Origin of the sequence: Sporosarcina koreensis (assembly GCF_000826145.2) — a bacterium.
Classification (GTDB): Bacteria; Bacillota; Bacilli; order Bacillales_A; family Planococcaceae; genus Sporosarcina; species Sporosarcina trichiuri.
This window is the reverse complement of record NZ_LN651336.1, coordinates 42,514-63,102: the sequence shown is the minus strand read 5'-3', so window position 1 is coordinate 63,102 and position 20,589 is coordinate 42,514. Positions and strand designations below refer to the sequence as shown.

The following is a 20,589-nucleotide window of genomic DNA, read 5'->3' as shown; positions in this document are numbered from 1 at the left end:
AATGAAAACCGGTAAGTGGGAACGAACTTGCCTTCCCCATAGTGATGGAAGTTTTTCAGATTTAAATATTGCGAAAACGCTGGAAATGAGCTAGACTTGTATTCATAGAAGGGGTTTCTATTTTTTTACGTATAAAATGAATGAGTATTCATTCAAACGTTAAGGGAGGACATTCAATTGGCTTATCATATCAAGAAAGCGGCGGTCATCGGGTCCGGTGTCATGGGCTCCGGAATCGCGGCGCACCTCGCCAATATCGGGATCCCTGTGCTTCTTCTCGACATTGTGCCGAACCAGCTGACAGATGACGAGGAAAAGAAAGGGCTTACGATCGAGAGTCCGGCAGTGCGCAACCGGATGGCGGCCGGAGCATTGAAGAAACTGCTGAAACAGAAACCGGCTCCGCTGACATCGAAGAAGAATCTGTCCCTCATCGAACCCGGCAACCTGGAAGACGACCTGGAAAAACTGGCCGACGCAGACTGGATCATCGAAGTCGTTGTGGAAAACCTGGCTGTCAAAAAGTCACTCTATGAAAAAATCGACCGTGTGCGGAAACCGGGAACGATCGTCACATCCAATACATCCGGTATCAGTATCAATGATATGGCCGAGGGCCGTTCGGAAGACTTCCAGACCCATTTCCTCGGCACCCATTTCTTCAACCCGCCGCGCTATCTGCATTTGCTGGAAGTGATCCCGGCTGAGCGGACATCACAGGAAGTGACCGACTACATGGCACGGTTCGCGGAGGACCGTCTCGGGAAAGGTGTTGTTCTGGCGAAAGACACCCCGAACTTCATCGCCAACCGGATCGGGACATATGGGCTGCTCGTCACGCTGCGTGAAATGGAGGCGCGTGGGTATTCCGTTGGGGAAGTCGATTCCGTTACCGGTACACTGATCGGACGCCCGAAATCAGCAACATTTCGCACCCTTGACGTGGTCGGACTGGATACGTTCATGCACGTAGCGAAGAACGCCTACGACAAGACGGAAGGCGACGAACAGAAAGTGTTCGAACTGCCGCCGTTCATGCAGAAGATGATCGACAACGGCTGGATCGGCGCCAAAGCGAAGCAGGGCTTCTTCCTGAAAAAGGGCAAGGAGATCCTCGAGATCGACTCGGCGACGCTCGAGTACAGCCCGGCGAAAAAATTGAAAACGCCTTCAATCGAGATGGCGAAACAGCAGAAGGGCCTCGGCAACCGTGTGAAATCGCTCGTCTATGCAGATGATCGGACCGGTGAACTGCTCTGGCATATTCTCGCGCCGACACTCCGGTATTCCGCGGAAATGCATGGCCGGATTGCAGACGATATCGTCGCCATCGACAATGCCATGAAGTGGGGCTTCGGCTGGACGCAGGGACCGTTCGAGACATGGGATGCGATCGGCGTCGCCAAGTCCGTCGAACGTATGAAAGAAGAAGGGGACACCATCCCGGAATTCGTACAGAACCTGCTCGGCAAAGGCTATGAAACGTTCTATAAGGAAGAAGACCATACACGCTACTACTTCGATGGCGACGGCTACTCGGAAGTGCCGGTCAATGAGAAAGTGATCGACTTGAAGCGGTACAAGAAGCAGCACGGTGTCATCAAAAAGAACTCCGGCGCGAGCCTGATCGACATGGGCGACGGCATTGCGCTGCTTGAATTCCATTCCCAGTCGAACGCGATCGGACTCGACATCATGCAGATGATCAACTTTGCTGTGGATGAAGTCGAAAAGAACTACAAAGGGCTCGTCATCGGCAACCAGGGCAAGAACTTCTGCGTCGGCGCGAACCTTGGCATGATTCTCATGGAAGCACAGGACGACAACATCTTTGAACTGGACTTCGTCGTCCGCACCTTCCAGAACGCGATGATGAAAATCAAGTACTCGACGAAACCGGTCGTTGCGGCGCCGTTCCAGATGACACTCGGCGGCGGTGCGGAAGTCTGTCTGCCGGCTGCGCACATCCAGGCATCGATGGAGACGTATATCGGTCTTGTCGAAGCAGGTGTCGGACTCATCCCGGGCGGCGGCGGCAACGTCGGACTCTACTTGAAGCATCTGAAAGGGCTGCCGCAGGGCGTGCAGGTCGACTATCAGAACATCGCGAACAAAGTGTTCGAATCGATCGCGCTTGCGAACGTCTCCACTTCCGCCGAGGAAGCGCGGGAGAACAACTTCCTCGATTTCGCGGACGGGATCAGTGTGAATCCAGATCATCTGCTCTATGACGCAAAACAAGCAGCGCTCGCGTTAGCGGAAAACGGCTACCAGCCGCCGAAAAAAGAGAAATTCCCGGTCGTCGGGGAGACCGGCTATGCGACACTGCTGCTCGGTGCGGAAGGCATGCGGCTGTCAGGGTTCATCAGCGATCATGATATGAAGATCGCGAAGAAACTGGCCTACGTGCTCGCTGGCGGTAAGCTGCCGTACGGTACACTCGTCGATGAGCAGTACATGCTCGATCTGGAACGGGAAGCCTTCCTGAGCCTGGTGGCGGAGCCGAAATCACAGGCGCGCATGCAGCATATGCTCGTCAAAGGCAAACCGCTCCGCAACTGAAGGAAAGAGAGCAATCAACAGAGGAGGAAATACAATGCGTGAAGCAGTAATCGTTGCGGGTTCCCGCACACCGGTCGGGAAGGCGGGCAAAGGATCGCTCGCGACAGTACGGCCGGATGACCTCGGGGCCCTTACTATAAAAGAAACGCTGAAACGCGCTGGCGGCTATGACGGGCCGATCGAGGACCTGATCATCGGCTGTGCCATGCCGGAAGCGGAGCAGGGCATGAACATGGCGCGCAATATCGGAGCGCTTGCGGGACTCCCGGATACGACTCCCGCCATCACAGTGAACCGGTTCTGTTCGTCCGGTCTCCAGTCGATCGCCTATGCAGCCGAGCGGATCATGCTCGGTGCATCGGAAGCAATCCTCGCAGGTGGTGCGGAGTCGATGAGCATGGTGCCGATGATGGGCAATACGGTCCGTCCGAACGCGAAACTTGCGGAAGAGGCGCCGCAGTATTACATGGGCATGGGGCATACCGCAGAGCAGGTCGCCGTAAAATATGGGGTCAGCCGTGAGGACCAGGATGCCTTTGCAGTGGAATCCCACAAACGGGCGGCCGCTGCGATCGATGCCGGGAAATTCGACGAAGAGATCGTCCCTGTCGAATTCATGAAAGGGTACGTGGACAGCAGCGGCAAATTCGATGAGAAGCACGAAACGTTCTCGATGGATGAAGGCGTAAGAAGAGGGACGACGACGGAAATCCTCGCGAAACTGCGGCCGGCATTCTCCGTCACAGGGTCTGTGACAGCGGGCAATGCGTCGCAGACGTCAGACGGAGCGGCGTCCGTCCTCGTCATGGACCGGGAAAAAGCTCTTGCCGAAGGGCTGACACCGATACTGAAATTCCGCTCCTTCGCAGTCGCGGGTGTCCCGCCGGAAGTGATGGGGATCGGACCGGTCGCCGCAATCCCGAAAGCGCTGAAACTGGCAGGCCTGACGAAAGACGATATCGATGTATGGGAATTGAACGAAGCATTCGCCTCTCAGTCGCTGCAGGTCATCCGGGAACTCGGTCTCGATACCGACAAGGTGAACGTCAACGGCGGAGCGATCGCGCTCGGTCATCCGCTCGGTGCGACGGGTACGATCCTGACTGTCCGCATGATGAATGAACTGAAGCGTCAGAAGAAACAGTTCGGCGTCGTCACGATGTGCATTGGCGGCGGCATGGGCGCTGCAGGCGTGTTCGAATTACTATGACAACCTTATCCAATACATGAGGAGGAAAACGATATGAGTGAGACAACTACAAACGAGCTGGTAAAAGGCGGGGCGTTCCTGACGGAGGATATTACACCGGACCGTGTCTTCACACCGGAAGACTATACAGATGAGCAGAAGATGATCGCGAAGACGACAGAGGACTATGTGAAAAACGAAGTGCTGCCGGTCGTCGAGAAACTCGAGAACCATGAATTCGAGCATTCCGTCCGTCTGCTGAAGTCGGCTGGGGACCTCGGCCTTCTCGGCGCTGACGTACCGGAAGAATATGAGGGTCTCGGTCTCGACAAGATCTCCTCGGCACTCATTTCAGAGAAGATGGCCGTCGCGGGCGGCTTCTCGATCACGCACGGCGCCCATGTCGGAATCGGGACACTGCCGATCGTCCTGTTCGGGAACGAAGAGCAGAAGAAGAAGTATCTGCCGAACTCGGTTGCAGGTGACAAGATTTCTGCATATGCGCTGACGGAACCGGGCTCGGGGTCGGATGCGCTTGGTGCGAAGACGACTGCAAAGCTGAACGACGCCGGCACACACTATATTCTGAACGGTGAAAAGCAATGGATCACGAACGCAGGGTTCGCAGATGTTTTCGTCGTCTATGCGAAAGTGGATGGCGAGAAGTTCTCGGCGTTCATCGTCGAGCGTGAATTCCCGGGCGTGTCGGTCGGTGCGGAAGAGAAGAAGATGGGCATCAAGTCTTCCTCCACACGGACACTCATCCTGTCTGACGCGGAAGTGCCCGTCGAGAACCTGCTCGGCGAGATCGGCCGTGGCCATATTATCGCATTCAACATCCTCAACATCGGCCGCTACAAGCTCGGTGTCGGGACAGTGGGCGGCGCAAAGCGTGCACTCGAACTCGCGATTTCGTATGCGAACGAGCGCAAGCAGTTCAACACGCCGATTTCTTCGTTCAACTTGACGAAGGAGAAGATCGCAACGATGGCGGCACGTCTGTACGCGACGGAAAGCCTGATCTACCGCACAGTCGGTTATTTTGAACAGCGGCAGAGCCAGATGACGGCAGAGCAGCAGAAAGACGGGAAAGCGATCGCTGCAGCGATTGCCGAGTATGCGATCGAATGCTCCATCAACAAAGTCGTCGGATCGGAAACACTCGATTACATCGTCGACGAAGCGGTCCAGCTGCATGGCGGCTATGGCTACATGCAGGAATACGAAGTGGAGCGCGCCTACCGCGATTCACGCATCAACCGGATCTTCGAAGGTACGAATGAAATCAACCGGATGATCGTACCGGGCACGTTCATGAAGAAAGCATTGAAAGGCGAGCTGCCTCTGCTGCAGCAGGCCCAGGCCCTGCAGGAAGAGCTGCTTATGATGATGCCGGAAGAGCCCGGTGACGAGCCGCTCGCACAGGAGCGGATGCTCGTGAAGAACGCGAAGAAGATCGGTCTCCTTGCAGCCGGCCTTGCCGCGCAGCGTTTCGGCACGAAGCTCGAAGAAGAGCAGGAAGTGCTTGTCAACATCGCGGACATCGCGAACAACATCTTCGCCATGGAGTCGGCACTGCTGCGCGCGGAGAAGGCGGTCGATAAGAACGGTCCGGAAAAAGAGCGTCAGAAAGTCCTGTATACGGAAATCATCTGCCAGGAAGCATTCGCCGCCATCGAGCGCGATGCGAAGGAAACCTTGTACGCCGCAGTGGACGGCGACAACCAGCGCATGATGGTGTCGGCATTGCGCAAACTGACCCGGTCCAACCCGTACAACATCATCGCGAAAAAGCGCGAAGCATCCGAGAAACTGATCGATGCTGCACGCTATGTCGTCTGATAAGGGATAGGCCTGATGAGCATCCAGACTGCCGCTCGGCAGTCTGGGTGTTTTTGCGGTACACTTATCACCATGGAGGTGACTGGAATGGACGTGACGTATTACGGATACCCGAAGTGCACGACATGTAAAAAGGCGGAGAAATGGCTGAAGGAGAACGACATTTCATATGCGGCTGCCAATATCGTGGAAGAGCCGCCATCCGCTGGTGAACTCAGGCAGATGGTGGAGACGTCGGGTCTGCCCCTCAAAAAGTTCTTCAATACGAGTGGCCAGAAGTACCGGGAACTCGGTCTGAAAGACAAACTCCCGGCAATGTCCGAGGATGAACAGCTGGCACTGCTTGCCTCAGAAGGCATGCTCATCAAGCGCCCGCTCGTGACGGACGGGTCTAAGACGACAGTCGGGTTTTCGGAACAGACGTTTGAAGACACCTGGAAATCCTGAGTTCATTTCTTGTCTTTCACGGACGGCTGTGGCAATATGAAATTAGACATTTAATTTGATAGCTGGAGGGAAATGGAATGAGCACACCACAAGGTTTGAAGTACTCCGAAGAGCATGAATGGGTAAAAGAAGAAGACGGTAAATACCGGATCGGGATCACACATTTCGCACAATCCGAACTCGGCGATATCGTATTCGTGGAACTGCCGTCAGTCGGCGATGAATTGAAATCGGACGAGCCGTTCGGCAGCGTTGAATCCGTGAAGACAGTATCTGAACTGTATGCACCGATCACAGGCAAAGTCGTCGAAGTCAACGAAGACCTCGAAGACAGCCCGGAACTCGTCAACGAGTCTCCGTATGAAGGCGCATGGATGGTCGTCGTGGAAGCGTCCAAGCCGGAAGAACTCGACGAGCTCATGTCGGCGGAAGACTACGACAAGATGACTGTCGGAGAATAACAGCAGCAAACAGACGCCGGGCAGCTCCGGCGTTTTTTCTTTTTGATCAGCATGTAACAGAAAGCGGGGAAGACGCCATATGGAACAATGGTCGTACCGCGAATGGAGAGAGATCACGGACAAAGAGGACCTGTGTGCGTTCTACTTATACACACCTCTTTGCGGCACATGCGCCGTCGCTTCCAAAATCCTCTCCGTCGTGACCGAACTGAAACCCGATCTCGTCATCGGGAAAACCGACTTGAACTATGAAGAACAGATCGCAGAAGACTACCAGGTCGAGAGCGTGCCCTGTCTGCTCATCCAGCGGAAAGGGCAGCCTGTTCAGAAAGTCTACGCCTTCCGGTCTGTCCAGAATATCCTCGAAAAACTCAGTTGACACCCGGAAACCCTTATGGTATAACTAGTAGCAACCAATTGAATAGCTGACTCTTATACAGAGTGGTGGAGGGAAGTGCCCTATGAAGCCCGGCAACCGTCAAATTCATTTGAAATGGTGCCAAGTCACGCAAAGCGCATGCTTTGAAAGATGAGAGATCGGTTGAACGCACATAATTTTTTGCGTACACCTTTCTGTGAATCTGCAGAAAGGTGTTTTTGTTTTTATGCGTCATACGGACAGAATGATCTATTTGAATGAACGATGAGGTGGAGTGGGATGATTCAACTAACGAATGTCAACAAGCGGTTCGGCACGGTGGAGTCCGGTATCAAAGCCGTCGATGACGTCACGCTGACGATCGAAGAAGGCCGTATTTACGGCATCATCGGATACAGCGGCGCCGGCAAGAGTACGCTGATCCGTCTGCTGAACGGATTGGAGCGGCCGACAGAGGGCTCTGTCGAAGTGAATGGCAGGCTCATGTCGTCGATCGGCGGAAAGGAACTGCGCACCGCCCGTCAGAAGGTGAGCATGATCTTCCAGCACTTCAATCTGCTCTGGTCACGCACCGTGAAAGAGAACATCACGTTCCCGCTCGAGATCGCCGGCGTCAAGAAAGCGGAGCGTGAACGGAAAGCGGCCGAGCTGATCGAACTGGTCGGCCTGGGCGGAAGGGAGAATGCGTATCCGTCCCAGCTGTCGGGCGGTCAGAAACAGCGGGTCGGCATCGCGCGAGCACTTGCCAACGATCCGGAAGTCCTTCTCTGCGATGAAGCAACCTCCGCACTCGATCCGGAGACGACCGATGCAATCCTCGACCTGCTGACGAGCATCAATGAGCGCCTCGGCCTGACGATCGTCCTGATCACACACGAAATGCACGTCATCCGCAAAATCTGCCATGAGGTGGCGGTGATGGAACAGGGGCGTGTCGTCGAAACAGGCGATGTGCTGGAAATCTTCCAGGCGCCGAAAGAGGCGATCACGAAGCGGTTCGTATCACAGGTGACCGAGCCGGAGGACGCCAAGAAAGTCATGTCGCTCATGCGGGAGGACCATCCGGACGGAACACTCGTCAAGCTCGCGTTCGTCGGGGAACGGACCGAACAGCCGGTACTCGCCAGTCTGATCCGTGAATTCCCGATTGACGTCAGCATCCTGCAGGGCAACATTTCGCAGACACGCGGCGGCGCATATGGAACGCTGATCCTGCAGCTGACCGGTGAAGAAGCGGCCATCGGCAAAGCGATCGGATACTTAAATGAGCAGGGTGTCCAGACGGAGGTGTTCGGGAAATGATTGAAACGTATCTGCCTAACGTCGATTGGGCGAAAATGTGGGAATCGACCGCCGAGACGCTCTATATGACGTCCGTTTCCACCGTCTTCACCTTCGTGCTCGGCCTTGCGCTCGGTATCCTATTATTCCTGACATCACCGGGTCATGTGTGGGCGAACCGCCTTGTGAACCTGCTCACAGGATCGATCGTCAATATTTTCCGCTCGATCCCGTTCATCATCCTGATCATCCTGCTGATTCCGTTCACGAAATACCTGATCGGGACGATCCGGGGGCCGATGGCGGCGATGCCGGCACTGATCATCGGTGCCGCGCCGTTCTACGGACGGATGGTGCTGATCGCTCTGCAGGAGATTGACAAAGGGGTGCTTGAAGCGGCCCGGTCAATGGGGGCGAAGACGTCCACCATCATCTTCAAAGTTCTGCTGCCTGAATCGATGCCCGCGCTCATCTCGGGCATCACGGTCACGGCGATTGCACTCGTCGGCTATACGGCGATGGCGGGCATCATCGGCGCAGGCGGACTCGGCACACTGGCCTTCCTGGACGGTTTCCAGAGGAGCCGCACCGACGTCACGCTCGTGTCCACGGTACTCATCCTCATCGTCGTCTTCATCCTCCAGTTCGCTGGGGACTGGGCAGTCAAAAAGCTCGACAAACGCTGATCCGGCATTACCAGGCATCACAGCCTGCATTATAAAAATACAGTAAAGGGAAGTGGAATGGATGAAAAAACTGTTGACAGGTATTTTACTCGCTGTGCTCGTTCTGGCACTGGCGGCTTGCGGTACGAAAGATGATAAGAACGGCAGCGCAGGCGGTTCGGACGAAGAATCAAAAACAATCAAAGTCGGGGCATCCAACGTGCCTCACGCTGAAATCCTTGAAGAAGCGAAACCGCTGCTAAAAGAGAAAGGGTACGATCTTGAAATCGAGACATACCAGGACTACGTGCTTCCGAACAAAGATCTGGAGTCAGGGGACCTGGATGCGAACTACTTCCAGCACATTCCGTATTTGGAGACACAGATTGCGGACAACGGCTATGATTTCAAGAATGCCGGCGGTATCCATATCGAACCGATCGGTGTCTATTCGAAGAAATACAAGTCCCTCGATGAACTGCCGGACGGTGCGACCATCCTGATCAGCAACTCGGTCGCAGACCACGGACGCGTCCTTGCAATGCTTGAAGCACAAGGACTCATCAAACTGAAAGACGGTATCGACAAGACAAAAGCCGAAGTGAAAGATATCACGGACAATCCGAAGAACCTCAAGTTCGAAGCGGACTACGAAGCGGCCCTGCTTCCGCAAATGTATGAAAGCGAAGAAGGCGATGCAGTCCTCATCAATTCGAACTATGCGATCGACGCAGGCCTGAACCCGCTGGAAGACGCGATTGCACTTGAAGATTCCGATTCGCCGTATGTCAATATCATCGCCGTCCGTTCGGGGGACGAAGACAAAGAATTTGTCAAAGCACTCGTCGAAGTCCTGACGTCAAAAGAGATCCAGGACTTCATCCTCGACAAATGGAAGGGATCCGTTGTCCCGGTAAAAAAATAATAGCTATCCAAACCGCTGCAGCCGCTCATCCGGCTGGAGCGGTTTTTTGAATAGAAAGAAAAAGGTTTACGGGCTAATAATATAGATGAATATATTGTATGATGGAATGGTCTTTACCGACTTAGCAAGTGAAAGGGGTTTGCGTTTTGAAATTTAAGATAGGACTCATCTGGAGAATTGTCATCGCCATCGGCCTGGCCGTGGGCTTCGGCTATTTGACTCCGCTGATCGGGGAAGGGTTCGCGAAAAACTTCACCCGTCTGTTTGCGACATTCAATATGCTGTTCGGCGGGTTCCTGAACTTCGTCGTGCCGCTCATCATCCTGGCGTTCATCGCACCGGGAATTGCCAAACTCGGGAAGGGGTCCGGCAAGCTGCTCGGTCTTGCAACCGTTTTCGCCTATGCGTCCACGATCGTGGCTGGAATCCTTGCGTACTTTGCGGCAACGGCCATTCTGCCTTCCTATATCAATGGACTGTCGGATAAGTCCATCAGTACGGGAAAGGAAGCCGCGGCCGCTTTCTTCAAAATGGAGATGACACCGCTCATGGGCGTCATGACGGCCCTGCTGCTGGCGTTCGTGCTCGGCATCGGCATGGCGTCAATCGGCAGCAAGACGATGCTCCGCGTGTTCGAGGAATTGAATACGATCATTGAAAAAGTCATCAGCGTCGTGATCATCCCGCTTCTGCCGATACATATCTTCGGGATCTTCCTGAACATGACCTATACAGGTGAAGTTGCGAAAGTGCTGTCGATCTTCATCTTCGTGTTCGTCATGATCATCGTGCTCCATCTGATCATGCTGACAGTCCAGTACACCGTGGCGGGCGCTGTGTCCCAGCGCAATCCGTTCCGCCTGATGAAAACGATGGCTCCCGCCTATTTCACAGCAATCGGGACACAGTCCTCGGCGGCAACGATCCCGGTGACACTCAGGCAGGCGAAGCAGACCGGAGCGTCCGCGAAAGTTACGGATTTCACCATTCCGCTGTTCGCCACGATCCACTTGTCCGGCAGTACGATCACATTGGTCTCCTGCTCGATCGGCGTCATGCTCATGAACGGAGCACCGATCAGTTTCGTTTCGTATTTGGGCTTCATCTTCATGCTCGGCGTCACGATGATCGCAGCTCCGGGCGTACCGGGGGGCGCAGTCGTCGCAGCGACCGGACTTCTCGCATCGATGCTCGGATTCGACGAGTCGATGATTGCGCTCATGATCGCCCTGTACATGGCGCAGGACAGTTTCGGCACAGCGACGAACGTCACGGGCGACGGAGCCCTTGCCATCATCGTCGACAGCTTTTCAGACAGAACACCGGCCAAATGACCGGGCCCGAGCCGTTTCCTTTTCGGAGGAAGCGGTTTTTTGCGTCTGAGCCGCGGTTTTAAGCCAATTTATGAAGGCTTATATTCTCACTCTGTGAAACTTAATTGAAAATGAAAATACTTGCTGATCGCGAAGAATTAAAGGATTTTTATATTATTTATAATCATTCTCAATGATTTGCAACGGACGGTGGGATGGGGTAAGATTAGAATGATGATAATTAGAAGGTGAGCAATCATCTTATTACGCATACTGGAGGTATTGGAATGGCAACTTTGGAAATCAAAGATCTTCACGTTTCAATCGAAGACAAAGAAATACTTAAAGGGGTCAACTTGACCATCAATACAAATGAGATCCATGCAATCATGGGACCGAACGGAACAGGTAAATCCACGCTCGCGTCCGCAATCATGGGGCATCCGAAATACGAAGTGACATCAGGTACGGTCCTGCTGGACGGCGAAGATGTGCTTGAAATGGAAGTGGACGAGCGTGCGAAAGCCGGTCTGTTCCTGGCCATGCAGTATCCGAGTGAGATCACAGGCGTCACGAATGCGGACTTCCTCCGTTCTGCTATCAATGCTCGCCGTGAAGAGGGGGATGAGATCTCCCTCATGAAGTTCATCCGTGAACTCGACAGCAAAATGGAACTCCTTGAAATGGATGAAGATATGGCAACACGCTATCTGAACGAAGGATTCTCAGGCGGGGAGAAGAAGCGTAACGAGATCCTGCAGCTCATGATGCTGAAACCGAAATTTGCAGTACTCGACGAGATCGACTCCGGTCTTGACATCGATGCTTTGCGTATCGTCTCGACAGGCATCAACGAAATGCGCGGCGAAGGCTTCGGCTGCCTGATCATCACCCACTACCAGCGCCTGCTGAACTACATCACGCCGGACCACGTCCATGTCATGATGCAGGGCCGTGTCGTCAAATCAGGCGGCGAAGAACTTGCACGCAAGCTGGAAGAGCACGGTTATGACTGGATCAAAGAAGAACTCGGTATCGAAGAAGAGACAGTAGAACAAGAAGCGTAAGAGGGAGGACGATTGAACATGACGGTTGAAACGAAATTGGCATTGACCGGAGACGACGTCCGCTCTTATGCCGCCTCTACAGGCGAAGCAGGATGGCTGTCCGATCTCCGCTTGGAAGCGCTCGAAAAAGCGGCAGCACTTCCAATGCCGAAACCAGACAAAACGAAGATCGACAAGTGGAATTTCACGGAATTTCCTGTACATGCGGTCGACAGCAGCGCCTATGCGGATCTGAGTGAGCTTCCGGAAGATGCGAAGCTGCTTGTCGATGCAGAGAACCAGAAGAACATTTACGTGCAGCACAACAATACACCTGCCTATCTTTCACTTTCCGAAGATCTGAAAGGCCAGGGCGTCATCTTGACGGACATCTTCACTGCATCACGGGAACACGCGGACCTCGTGAAGAAGTATTTCATGACGGACGGCGTCAAAGTGGACGAGCACAAGCTCTCAGCGCTCCATGCGGCCCTCATGAACGGCGGCGTATTCGTATATGTGCCGAAGAACGTTGTCGTCGAGCAGCCGATCCAAGTGCTGTTCCTGCATGATGATGAGAAAGCGTCCCTATTCAACCACGTCATCGTCGTGGCGGAAGCGAACAGCTCCGTGACATACGTGGAAAACTACCTGTCCACAGTCGAGCATGCGGAAGGTCTTGCAAATATCATCTCCGAAGTGTTCACAGGCGACAATGCCGTTGTCACATATGGTGCTGTCGATGTGCTCGCGGAAGGGTTCACGACGTACGTCAACCGCCGCGGTGTCGCAGGCCGTGACAGCCGTATCGACTGGGCGCTCGGTCTCATGAATGACAGCAACACGATTTCCGACAACCTGACACACCTCGTCGGCAACGGCTCTCGCTGCGACATGAAGTCCGTCGTCGTCGGACGCGGTTCGCAGAAGCAGAACTTCACATCCGAGATCGTCCACTGGGGACTGGATACGGAAGGCCATATCCTGAAGCACGGCGTCATGAAAGATGCTGCTTCCTCGATCTTCAATGGAATCGGAAAGATTGAAAAAGGGGCAACCCGCTCCAATGCCGAGCAGGAGTCACGCGTCCTGATGCTGAGTGAAAAGGCGCGCGGCGATGCCAACCCGATCCTGCTGATCGACGAAGACGATGTAACTGCCGGCCACGCGGCATCCGTCGGCCGTGTCGATCCGCTGCAGCTGTTCTACCTCATGAGCCGCGGAATTTCGAAGCACGAAGCGGAACGCCTCGTCATCCACGGATTCCTGGAGCCGGTTGTAAGCAAACTTCCGATTGAAGGCGTCAAGAAACAGCTGACGGAGGTAATTGAAAGGAAAGTGCGCTAATGCTAAATCCGGACATTCGCAATGATTTCCCGATTCTCGACCAGGAAGTGAACGGCTTCCCCCTCGTCTATCTCGACAGCGCGGCGACGTCACAGAAACCGCGCCAGGTCATCGAGGTGCTGGAGCATTATTATAAATACGATAACGCCAACGTCCACCGCGGCGTCCATACGCTCGGCAACCGGGCAACCGAAGATTACGAAGGTGCCCGGGAAACCGTGCGGAAGTTCCTGAATGCTTCTTCCGATAAGGAGATCATCTTCACGCGGGGAACGACAACCGCTCTGAATTTGGTCGCGGACAGCTACGGCCGTGCCAACATCTCGGAGGGCGATGAAATCATCATCACCTATATGGAACACCATTCCAACATCATCCCGTGGCAGCAGCTTGCAAAAGCGACAGGGGCTGTCCTGAAATATATCGACCTGGAGGAAGACGGCACCGTCTCACTCGAAAAAGTGAGCGATGCCATGACCGACCGGACAAAGATCGTTTCCATGATGTACGTTTCGAATGTGCTCGGCACCGTGAACCCGATCAAGGAAATCACCGAGATCGCCCATGCCCATGATGCTATCATGGTCGTCGATGCAGCCCAGGCGGCTCCGCACATCGCACTGGACGTCCAGGATCTCGATTGCGATTTCCTGGCGTTCTCCGGCCATAAATTGTGCGGACCGACCGGTATCGGTGCGCTGTACGGAAAGAAAGCGCTGCTCGAAGCGATGGAACCGACGGAGTTCGGCGGGGAAATGATCGACTTTGTCGGGTTGTATGATTCCACGTGGAAAGAGCTCCCTTGGAAGTTCGAAGGCGGCACGCCGATCATCGCCGGAGCGATCGGCATGGCGGCAGCCATCGATTACATCCAGGCGATCGGTCTGGACGCAATCGAACAGCACGAACACGAATTGGTCGCTTACGCAATGGAACAGATGAAATCAGTGGAAGGTCTCGAAATCTACGGTCCGCGTGATGCGGGCAAGCGTGCGGGCATCATCACGTTCAACTTGGAAGGCGTCCATCCGCATGACCTGGCGACCGTCCTTGACATGAACGGGATTGCCGTCCGTGCCGGGCACCATTGCTGCCAGCCGCTCATGAAATGGCTCGATGTCTCAGCCACCGCCCGTGCCAGCTTCTATCTGTACAACACGAAAGAAGATGCGGACCGTCTGGTAGAAGGCCTCCGCATGGCAAAGGAGTATTTCCAGTAATGAAAAACGAAAAACTCGACCAGCTGTACCGATCGGTCATCATGGATCACTACAAAACACCAAGGAACAAAGGTGTGCTCGACGAAGGCAACGTCACTATCGACATGAACAACCCGACGTGCGGCGATGTCATCCATCTGACTCTGCAAGTGGAAGACGATATCGTGAAAGATGCCAAATTCGAAGGGGAAGGCTGCTCGATTTCGATGGCCTCCGCTTCGATGATGACACAGCTCGTCAAAGGGAAGAATACCGAAGATGCCCTTCACGCAGCGCATGCATTCTCCGATATGATGCTCGGCAAGGACGTGGACGACACCGTCGACTTCGGAGATATCGAGGCATTGACGGGTGTGGCCAAATTCCCGGCCCGCATCAAGTGCGCAACCTTGCCATGGAAAGCAATGGAGAAAGGGATCGCACACGATTCCGAATGATATGAACGGGAGGAATAGCAAATGGCTAAACAAATGCCGGAAATCGGCGATTACAAATACGGGTTCCACGACAAGGACGTATCTGTATTCCGTTCCGAGCGCGGTCTGACGAAAGAAATCGTCGAAGAGATCTCGCGCATGAAAGAAGAACCGGAATGGATGCTCAACTACCGCCTGAAATCCCTCGAGCTGTTTTACAGCAAGCCGATGCCGCAATGGGGCGGCGATCTGAACTCGCTCAACTTCGACGAGATCACATACTACGTCAAACCGTCTGAAGCGACTGAGCGTTCTTGGGACGAAGTGCCGGAAGAGATCAAGCAGACGTTCGACAAGCTTGGGATTCCGGAAGCGGAACAGAAATACCTGGCAGGCGTGTCGGCTCAGTATGAGTCGGAAGTCGTCTACCACAACATGAAAGAAGAGCTCGAAGACATGGGGATCGTCTTCAAGGACACGGACTCCGCGCTCCGCGAGAACGAAGAACTCTTCAAGCAGTACTGGGGCACCGTCATCCCGAATTCGGACAACAAGTTCGCCGCACTGAACTCGGCTGTCTGGTCGGGTGGATCGTTCATCTATGTGCCGCCGGGCGTGAAAGTCGATACACCGCTGCAAGCCTATTTCCGGATCAACTCGGAAAACATGGGACAGTTCGAGCGTACGCTCATCATCGTCGACGAAGGCGCAAGCGTCCACTATGTGGAAGGCTGTACAGCACCTGTCTACACGACAAACTCCCTGCACAGTGCAGTCGTCGAAATCATCATCAAGAAAGACGCGTACTGCCGTTATACGACGATCCAGAACTGGGCGAACAACGTCTACAATCTCGTGACGAAGCGTGCGGTCTGTGAAGCGAACGCGACGATGGAATGGATCGACGGCAACATCGGTTCCAAACTGACGATGAAATACCCGGCAGTCCTGCTGAAAGGTGAAGGCGCCCGCGGTATGACATTATCAATCGCCATCGCCGGAAAAGGCCAGCATCAGGATGCCGGCGCGAAGATGATGCACCTGGCACCGAACACTTCGTCCACAATCGTGTCGAAGTCGATTTCACAGCACGGCGGAAAAGTGAGCTACCGCGGTATCGTCCACTTCGGACGGAAAGCGGACGGCGCCCGTTCCAACATCGAATGCGATACGCTCATCATGGATGACAAGTCGACATCCGATACGATTCCGTACAACGAAATCCTGAACGACAACATCTCGCTCGAGCACGAAGCGAAAGTGTCCAAAGTATCGGAAGAGCAGCTCTTCTACCTGATGAGCCGTGGCATCTCCGAACAGGAAGCGACCGAAATGATCGTCATGGGCTTCATCGAGCCATTCACGAAAGAACTGCCGATGGAATACGCGGTGGAAATGAACCGCTTGATCAAGTTCGAAATGGAAGGATCGATCGGCTGATCCCCCTCCTGCCTCTGCACATCCGTGCAGAGGTTTTTTCATTTGGGAACCCGGACAGGTTCAGGATTACAATTTGTCCGTCCAGATGCTTTTGCCCGGCAGCCGCTATCCCTTTCCGCCGCAGGGTCCTATATAACGGGCAGGAAGGAAAGGAGACGATGACTTTGGTTCGTATTGTATTGGATGCAGGACATGGGCTGGGCACCCCAGGGAAACAGTCGCCCGCCGGGGAGAAGGAATGGCTGTTCAACAACAGGGTTCTGCTGGCTGCACAGACGGCATTATTGCAATATGAAAACGTAGAAGTCGTACGGGTGGATGATCCATCAGGAATGGCGGACATACCGCTCAGACAGCGGACAGATCGAGCGAATGCACAGCAGGCCGATCTGTATATCTCGTTCCATCATAATGCGAATACAGGCTCCTGGGGCGATTGGGGCGGCGTGGAAACGTACACGATGGATGCACGGAATGCGAATCCAGAGTCTGTCCGGCTCGCCCGGTTAATCCAGCCGGAGATCGTGAAAGCGATGGGGCTGCGCGATCGGGGAGTGAAGAAGAAGAATCTCCATGTCCTGCGGGAGACCCGTATGCCCGCCGTGCTTATGGAAGGTGGGTTCATGGATTCCCGGACGGATATTGCTGCACTCCGCAATTCGCAGAAACTGCAGGCACAAGGAAGGGCAGCAGCTTCCGCGATAGCTGCGTACTTCGGATTGGTTTTGACACCGCAAAATCAAAAGCCGCTGGGCAGCAGCGCATACCGGCTCGTGACGGGCACATTCAGCAGCCGGGACAGTGCAGAGAAAGCGGCAGAGCTGATCAAGGCCGCCCATGGCTGGACCGTCTATGTAAAAGAAGAGTAACGAGAGCCGGCGGATCCCGATCTGCCGGCTGTTGCTGCGTTCAGGCAGACTGCCCGGCCAGGACGACTAGTTATGATATGATACGGGTAAGGAACAAGACAAGAATGGAGGGATTCTCATGATAGAAATCGGCCTGACGGGCTGGGGCGACCATCCGGATGTCTATGCACCGACCTCATCCGCCAAAGACAAACTGATCGATTACAGCGCGCATTTTCCGATCGTGGAGCTGGACTCTACATTTTACGCGATTCAGCCGGAGCGCAATATCCGGAAATGGATACGGGAGACGCCGGATCATTTCCAGTTCATCGTCAAAGCGTATCAGGGGATGACCGGTCATCTGCGCGGGGAGCTGCCGTATGAATCGAAGGAGGAAATGTTCCGGCTGTTCCGTCTGTCATTGCAGCCGCTCGAGGAAGCGGACAAGCTGTCGATGATCCTCATACAGTTCCCGCCTTGGTTCGATTGTGTCAAAGAGCATGTCGAGGAAATACGATACATATGCGGGCAGCTGGAAGGGTTCGATCTGGCTGTCGAGTTCAGGCACCAGTCCTGGTATTCGGAGCAGCTGCGGGAAAAGACGTTCAAGTTCCTGTCCGACAACAAACTGATCCACGTCATCACCGACGAACCGCAGGCCGGGGAAGGCAGTGTGCCGTTCATCCCCCGGGTGACGCATCCGGATAAGGCGATGGTACGGCTGCATGGACGCAATCTCGCCGGCTGGAAAAACCCTGGCGGCAGCCGGGAAGCCTGGCGGAAAGTCCGCTATTTGTATGATTACAATGATCGGGAGCTACAGGAGATCCAGGCGGCTGTGGAGCAGGCGTCTGAGCACGCGGCGTATACGGCAGTCATCTTCAACAATAATTCAGGCGGGCATGCTGCCGGGAATGCGAAACAGTTCCAGCAGATGCTCGGCCTCTCCTTCGAAGACCTTGCCCCGAAGCAGCTCGACATCTTTGAGGGGGAATAGGAATGGAATATATTTTGCTCATTGCCATCGGCATGCTGTCGGGCGTCGTCGGCTCGCTCGTCGGGCTCGGCGGCGGGACGATCTTCGTGCCGGTGACACTGCTCGTCGGCATTGATCTCGGGTGGATTCCGCATGTGACGCCGCAGACGGTCGTCGGCATGTCCGTCATCATGATGGTGTTCAACGGGCTGTCGTCCACGCTGTATCACTTGAAAGCGAAGACCGTCGATTACCGCAGCGGACTCATCTTTTTCGCCGGGAGTGTTCCCGGGACAATTGTCGGTGCCTTTTTCAACAGAGGGCTCGATCTGAATTCATTCAATATCTATTTTGGGCTGCTGCTGATCTTCCTGGCGGCACTTCTGCTTGTGAAAAAATATTTAAAACCGATCCGCTGGTTCGTCGACCATGGCAAACCGATCACATTCACCGATCCGCAGGGTCAGGACCATGTGTACGGGTATCCCATCTGGTTCGCACTCGTATTCACCTTTTTCATCGGCCTGACGTCAGGTCTTTTCGGGATCGGCGGCGGAGCGATGCTCGTGCCGGGAATGATCCTGCTGTTCCTGTTCCCGCCCCACGTGGCGGTCGGCACATCGATGCTCATGGTGTTCCTGTCCGCGCTTGTGAATTCAGGGACGCATATCTATCTCGGCCATGTGCCCTGGCTGTATTCGCTCGCAGTCATTCCGGGCGCCTATATCGGCGGCACGGTCGGTTCGATGCTGAATAAGAAGCTGAGCTCCGAAGCGCTCGTTGTCGTATTGCGTATATTGCTTCTGCTGTTCGGGGTCAATTCAATCATTGACGGAATCTGGGGATGATCGGCATTACACAGAAAACGGAAACGATCCATATCTATCATACGAATGATGTACACAGCCATTTTGACAACTGGCCGGGCATCCACGAGTATCTGCTCCAGCAGCGCAAACAGCATGAGCTGGCTGGAGAATCGGTCTTCGTGTTCGATCTCGGGGACTTCGTGGACCGCTCGCACCCTTTCACGGAAGCGACACATGGGAAAGGGAATACCGAATTGCTGAACCGGGCCCGCTACGATGCGGTTACGATCGGCAACAATGAAGGGATCACACTGCCTCCGGAAGATCTTGCACATCTGTACGATGACGCGGCGTTCGATGTCATCGTCGCAAACCTGTCGGAAGCGGGCGGCCGTCCGCTGGAGTGGGCAGTCCCTTATGAACAATACGAGACAGCACAGGGCACTTCAGTTGCCGTCATCGCGGCGACAGCGGTCTATGAAGCCTTCTACGGGAAGCTCGGCTGGGCTGTCAGTGAGCCACTGCCCATCCTGAAGACACTCGCGGAACAGCTGAAAGAAACATCCGATGTGGTCATCTGCCTGTCCCATCTGGGGATCCATGAAGACAGAAAACTTGCAGCGGAGACGGGGGACATCGATGTCATCCTCGGTGCACACACTCATCACCTGTTCCTGCGCGGTGAATGGGAAGGAACTACCCTTCTCGCCGCCACCGGCAAATACGGGCAGTATGTCGGCCATATGTGCATCACGCTGGAAGCCGGACAAATCACGGACAGGGTAGCTGCCGTCATACCGGCTGAACAGCTGAATGCTCCGCCGGCAGCGGAGCGGGCGTTCGGACTTTTCCTGCAGGCGGGTGAGGAACTGCTTGATGAAACTGTGTTCAAGTCCCCGTGTCCGCTCAGCCAGAATCTGTCGGGTCCGAGCGGCCTGTCGGATTTCTTCGGAAGGGCGCTGCTGGCGTATACAGGTGCGGACTGCGCACTATTCAATGCCGGTCTGTTTCTCGGGAGCCTGCCGGAAGGGGATGTGACGCTGCGCGATCTGCACCGCGTTCTGCCGCATCCCATCAATGCCTGTGTCATGACGGTGACCGGCCGGGCACTGCTCGAGTATTGGATCATTTCGGATGATCCTTCATGGATCCGTACGGAAGTGAGAGGGCTCGGCTTCCGGGGCACGATGATGGGGGCCATGATCCAGACCCGGCTTTCAATGGAAGACGGCCTGCTGTACATAGGGAGCGAGCGTGTCCGGATGGATAGAACCTATAAGCTGGCCACCCTGGACATGTTCACATTCGGCTTCTTCTACCCGGACATGAAGTCCGAAAAGATCGATTATCTCGTCCCTGAACTGATCCGGGATATCGCCGGCTGGTATGGCAGGCAGCTTGGAAACTGACATAGGCAGCA

General features: G+C 54.7%; 19 protein-coding genes and 1 riboswitch. All 19 genes read left to right on the top strand.

The window, feature by feature from the left end:
- Window positions 1-177 precede the first annotated feature (177 nt).
- The 19 genes from BN1190_RS03985 (at window position 178) to BN1190_RS03895 (ending at window position 20,578) form a co-directional block, all read left to right on the top strand.
- The gene (locus BN1190_RS03985; RefSeq protein WP_040285742.1) at window positions 178-2,562 is read left to right on the top strand and encodes a 3-hydroxyacyl-CoA dehydrogenase/enoyl-CoA hydratase family protein; all 2,385 of its coding nucleotides are present in this window, start codon (window positions 178-180) and stop codon (window positions 2,560-2,562) included.
- Window positions 2,563-2,596: 34 nt separating this feature from the next.
- Window positions 2,597-3,772 (top strand): acetyl-CoA C-acetyltransferase, encoded by a 1,176-nt coding sequence (locus tag BN1190_RS03980; protein ID WP_040285741.1) that lies wholly within the window; start codon window positions 2,597-2,599, stop codon window positions 3,770-3,772.
- Between the two features lie 33 nt (window positions 3,773-3,805).
- Window positions 3,806-5,593 (top strand): acyl-CoA dehydrogenase family protein, encoded by a 1,788-nt coding sequence (locus BN1190_RS03975; RefSeq protein ID WP_040285740.1) that lies wholly within the window; start codon window positions 3,806-3,808, stop codon window positions 5,591-5,593.
- An 87-nt stretch (window positions 5,594-5,680) separates the two neighbouring features.
- The gene (locus BN1190_RS03970) at window positions 5,681-6,040 is read left to right on the top strand and encodes an arsenate reductase family protein (RefSeq protein WP_040285739.1); all 360 of its coding nucleotides are present in this window, start codon (window positions 5,681-5,683) and stop codon (window positions 6,038-6,040) included.
- A gap of 77 nt (window positions 6,041-6,117) precedes the next feature.
- Window positions 6,118-6,501 (top strand): glycine cleavage system protein GcvH, encoded by a 384-nt coding sequence (gene gcvH, locus BN1190_RS03965; RefSeq protein ID WP_040285738.1) that lies wholly within the window; start codon window positions 6,118-6,120, stop codon window positions 6,499-6,501.
- A gap of 79 nt (window positions 6,502-6,580) precedes the next feature.
- A complete protein-coding gene (locus tag BN1190_RS03960; protein WP_040285737.1) occupies window positions 6,581-6,880 on the top strand; it encodes a thioredoxin family protein in 300 nt (99 codons plus the stop codon).
- A gap of 50 nt (window positions 6,881-6,930) precedes the next feature.
- A riboswitch (SAM riboswitch) is annotated at window positions 6,931-7,037 on the top strand.
- A gap of 122 nt (window positions 7,038-7,159) precedes the next feature.
- Window positions 7,160-8,182, top strand: coding sequence for a methionine ABC transporter ATP-binding protein (locus tag BN1190_RS03955; protein WP_040285736.1), 1,023 nt, complete (start codon window positions 7,160-7,162; stop codon window positions 8,180-8,182).
- Window positions 8,179-8,847, top strand: coding sequence for a methionine ABC transporter permease (locus tag BN1190_RS03950; protein WP_040285735.1), 669 nt, complete (start codon window positions 8,179-8,181; stop codon window positions 8,845-8,847). The genes BN1190_RS03955 and BN1190_RS03950 overlap by 4 nt, the downstream gene beginning before the upstream one ends.
- A gap of 61 nt (window positions 8,848-8,908) precedes the next feature.
- A complete protein-coding gene (locus BN1190_RS03945) occupies window positions 8,909-9,751 on the top strand; it encodes a MetQ/NlpA family ABC transporter substrate-binding protein (RefSeq protein ID WP_040285734.1) in 843 nt (280 codons plus the stop codon).
- A gap of 146 nt (window positions 9,752-9,897) precedes the next feature.
- Window positions 9,898-11,085 (top strand): dicarboxylate/amino acid:cation symporter, encoded by a 1,188-nt coding sequence (locus tag BN1190_RS03940; RefSeq protein WP_040285733.1) that lies wholly within the window; start codon window positions 9,898-9,900, stop codon window positions 11,083-11,085.
- Window positions 11,086-11,351: 266 nt separating this feature from the next.
- A complete protein-coding gene (gene sufC, locus BN1190_RS03935; RefSeq protein ID WP_040285732.1) occupies window positions 11,352-12,131 on the top strand; it encodes a Fe-S cluster assembly ATPase SufC in 780 nt (259 codons plus the stop codon).
- Window positions 12,132-12,149: 18 nt separating this feature from the next.
- On the top strand, window positions 12,150-13,457 hold the full coding sequence (sufD, locus tag BN1190_RS03930; RefSeq protein ID WP_040285996.1) for a Fe-S cluster assembly protein SufD: 1,308 nt from the start codon (window positions 12,150-12,152) through the stop codon (window positions 13,455-13,457).
- Window positions 13,457-14,677, top strand: coding sequence for a cysteine desulfurase (locus BN1190_RS03925; protein WP_040285731.1), 1,221 nt, complete (start codon window positions 13,457-13,459; stop codon window positions 14,675-14,677). Before sufD ends, BN1190_RS03925 begins: the two co-directional genes overlap by 1 nt.
- Entirely contained in the window at window positions 14,677-15,114 is a 438-nt protein-coding gene (gene sufU, locus BN1190_RS03920; protein WP_040285730.1) for a Fe-S cluster assembly sulfur transfer protein SufU, read from the top strand. Before BN1190_RS03925 ends, sufU begins: the two co-directional genes overlap by 1 nt.
- Window positions 15,115-15,135: 21 nt before the next feature.
- The gene (gene sufB, locus BN1190_RS03915; RefSeq protein WP_040285729.1) at window positions 15,136-16,533 is read left to right on the top strand and encodes a Fe-S cluster assembly protein SufB; all 1,398 of its coding nucleotides are present in this window, start codon (window positions 15,136-15,138) and stop codon (window positions 16,531-16,533) included.
- A 164-nt stretch (window positions 16,534-16,697) separates the two neighbouring features.
- Entirely contained in the window at window positions 16,698-17,402 is a 705-nt protein-coding gene (locus BN1190_RS03910; RefSeq protein ID WP_052461679.1) for an N-acetylmuramoyl-L-alanine amidase family protein, read from the top strand.
- Window positions 17,403-17,520: 118 nt separating this feature from the next.
- A complete protein-coding gene (locus BN1190_RS03905) occupies window positions 17,521-18,381 on the top strand; it encodes a DUF72 domain-containing protein (RefSeq protein ID WP_040285727.1) in 861 nt (286 codons plus the stop codon).
- Window positions 18,382-18,383: 2 nt separating this feature from the next.
- Entirely contained in the window at window positions 18,384-19,208 is an 825-nt protein-coding gene (locus tag BN1190_RS03900; protein WP_040285726.1) for a sulfite exporter TauE/SafE family protein, read from the top strand.
- Complete coding sequence (locus BN1190_RS03895) at window positions 19,205-20,578, top strand: bifunctional metallophosphatase/5'-nucleotidase (RefSeq protein ID WP_040285725.1); 1,374 nt, start codon at window positions 19,205-19,207, stop codon at window positions 20,576-20,578. Before BN1190_RS03900 ends, BN1190_RS03895 begins: the two co-directional genes overlap by 4 nt.
- Window positions 20,579-20,589: the final 11 nt, after the last annotated feature.

Excerpts from the sequence above, each read along its gene's own strand:
- BN1190_RS03980 (WP_040285741.1), top strand. The coding sequence starts at position 2,597 with ATGCGTGAAGCAGTAATCGTTGCGGGTTCCCGCACACCGGTCGGGAAG.
- BN1190_RS03975 (WP_040285740.1), top strand. The coding sequence starts at position 3,806 with ATGAGTGAGACAACTACAAACGAGCTGGTAAAAGGCGGGGCGTTCCTG.
- BN1190_RS03970 (WP_040285739.1), top strand. The coding sequence starts at position 5,681 with ATGGACGTGACGTATTACGGATACCCGAAGTGCACGACATGTAAAAAG.
- gcvH (WP_040285738.1), top strand. The coding sequence starts at position 6,118 with ATGAGCACACCACAAGGTTTGAAGTACTCCGAAGAGCATGAATGGGTA.
- BN1190_RS03960 (WP_040285737.1), top strand. The coding sequence starts at position 6,581 with ATGGAACAATGGTCGTACCGCGAATGGAGAGAGATCACGGACAAAGAG.
- BN1190_RS03955 (WP_040285736.1), top strand. The coding sequence starts at position 7,160 with ATGATTCAACTAACGAATGTCAACAAGCGGTTCGGCACGGTGGAGTCC.
- BN1190_RS03950 (WP_040285735.1), top strand. The coding sequence starts at position 8,179 with ATGATTGAAACGTATCTGCCTAACGTCGATTGGGCGAAAATGTGGGAA.
- BN1190_RS03945 (WP_040285734.1), top strand. The coding sequence starts at position 8,909 with ATGAAAAAACTGTTGACAGGTATTTTACTCGCTGTGCTCGTTCTGGCA.
- sufC (WP_040285732.1), top strand. The coding sequence starts at position 11,352 with ATGGCAACTTTGGAAATCAAAGATCTTCACGTTTCAATCGAAGACAAA.
- sufD (WP_040285996.1), top strand. The coding sequence starts at position 12,150 with ATGACGGTTGAAACGAAATTGGCATTGACCGGAGACGACGTCCGCTCT.
- BN1190_RS03925 (WP_040285731.1), top strand. The coding sequence starts at position 13,457 with ATGCTAAATCCGGACATTCGCAATGATTTCCCGATTCTCGACCAGGAA.
- sufU (WP_040285730.1), top strand. The coding sequence starts at position 14,677 with ATGAAAAACGAAAAACTCGACCAGCTGTACCGATCGGTCATCATGGAT.
- sufB (WP_040285729.1), top strand. The coding sequence starts at position 15,136 with ATGGCTAAACAAATGCCGGAAATCGGCGATTACAAATACGGGTTCCAC.
- BN1190_RS03905 (WP_040285727.1), top strand. The coding sequence starts at position 17,521 with ATGATAGAAATCGGCCTGACGGGCTGGGGCGACCATCCGGATGTCTAT.
- BN1190_RS03900 (WP_040285726.1), top strand. The coding sequence starts at position 18,384 with ATGGAATATATTTTGCTCATTGCCATCGGCATGCTGTCGGGCGTCGTC.
- BN1190_RS03895 (WP_040285725.1), top strand. The coding sequence starts at position 19,205 with ATGATCGGCATTACACAGAAAACGGAAACGATCCATATCTATCATACG.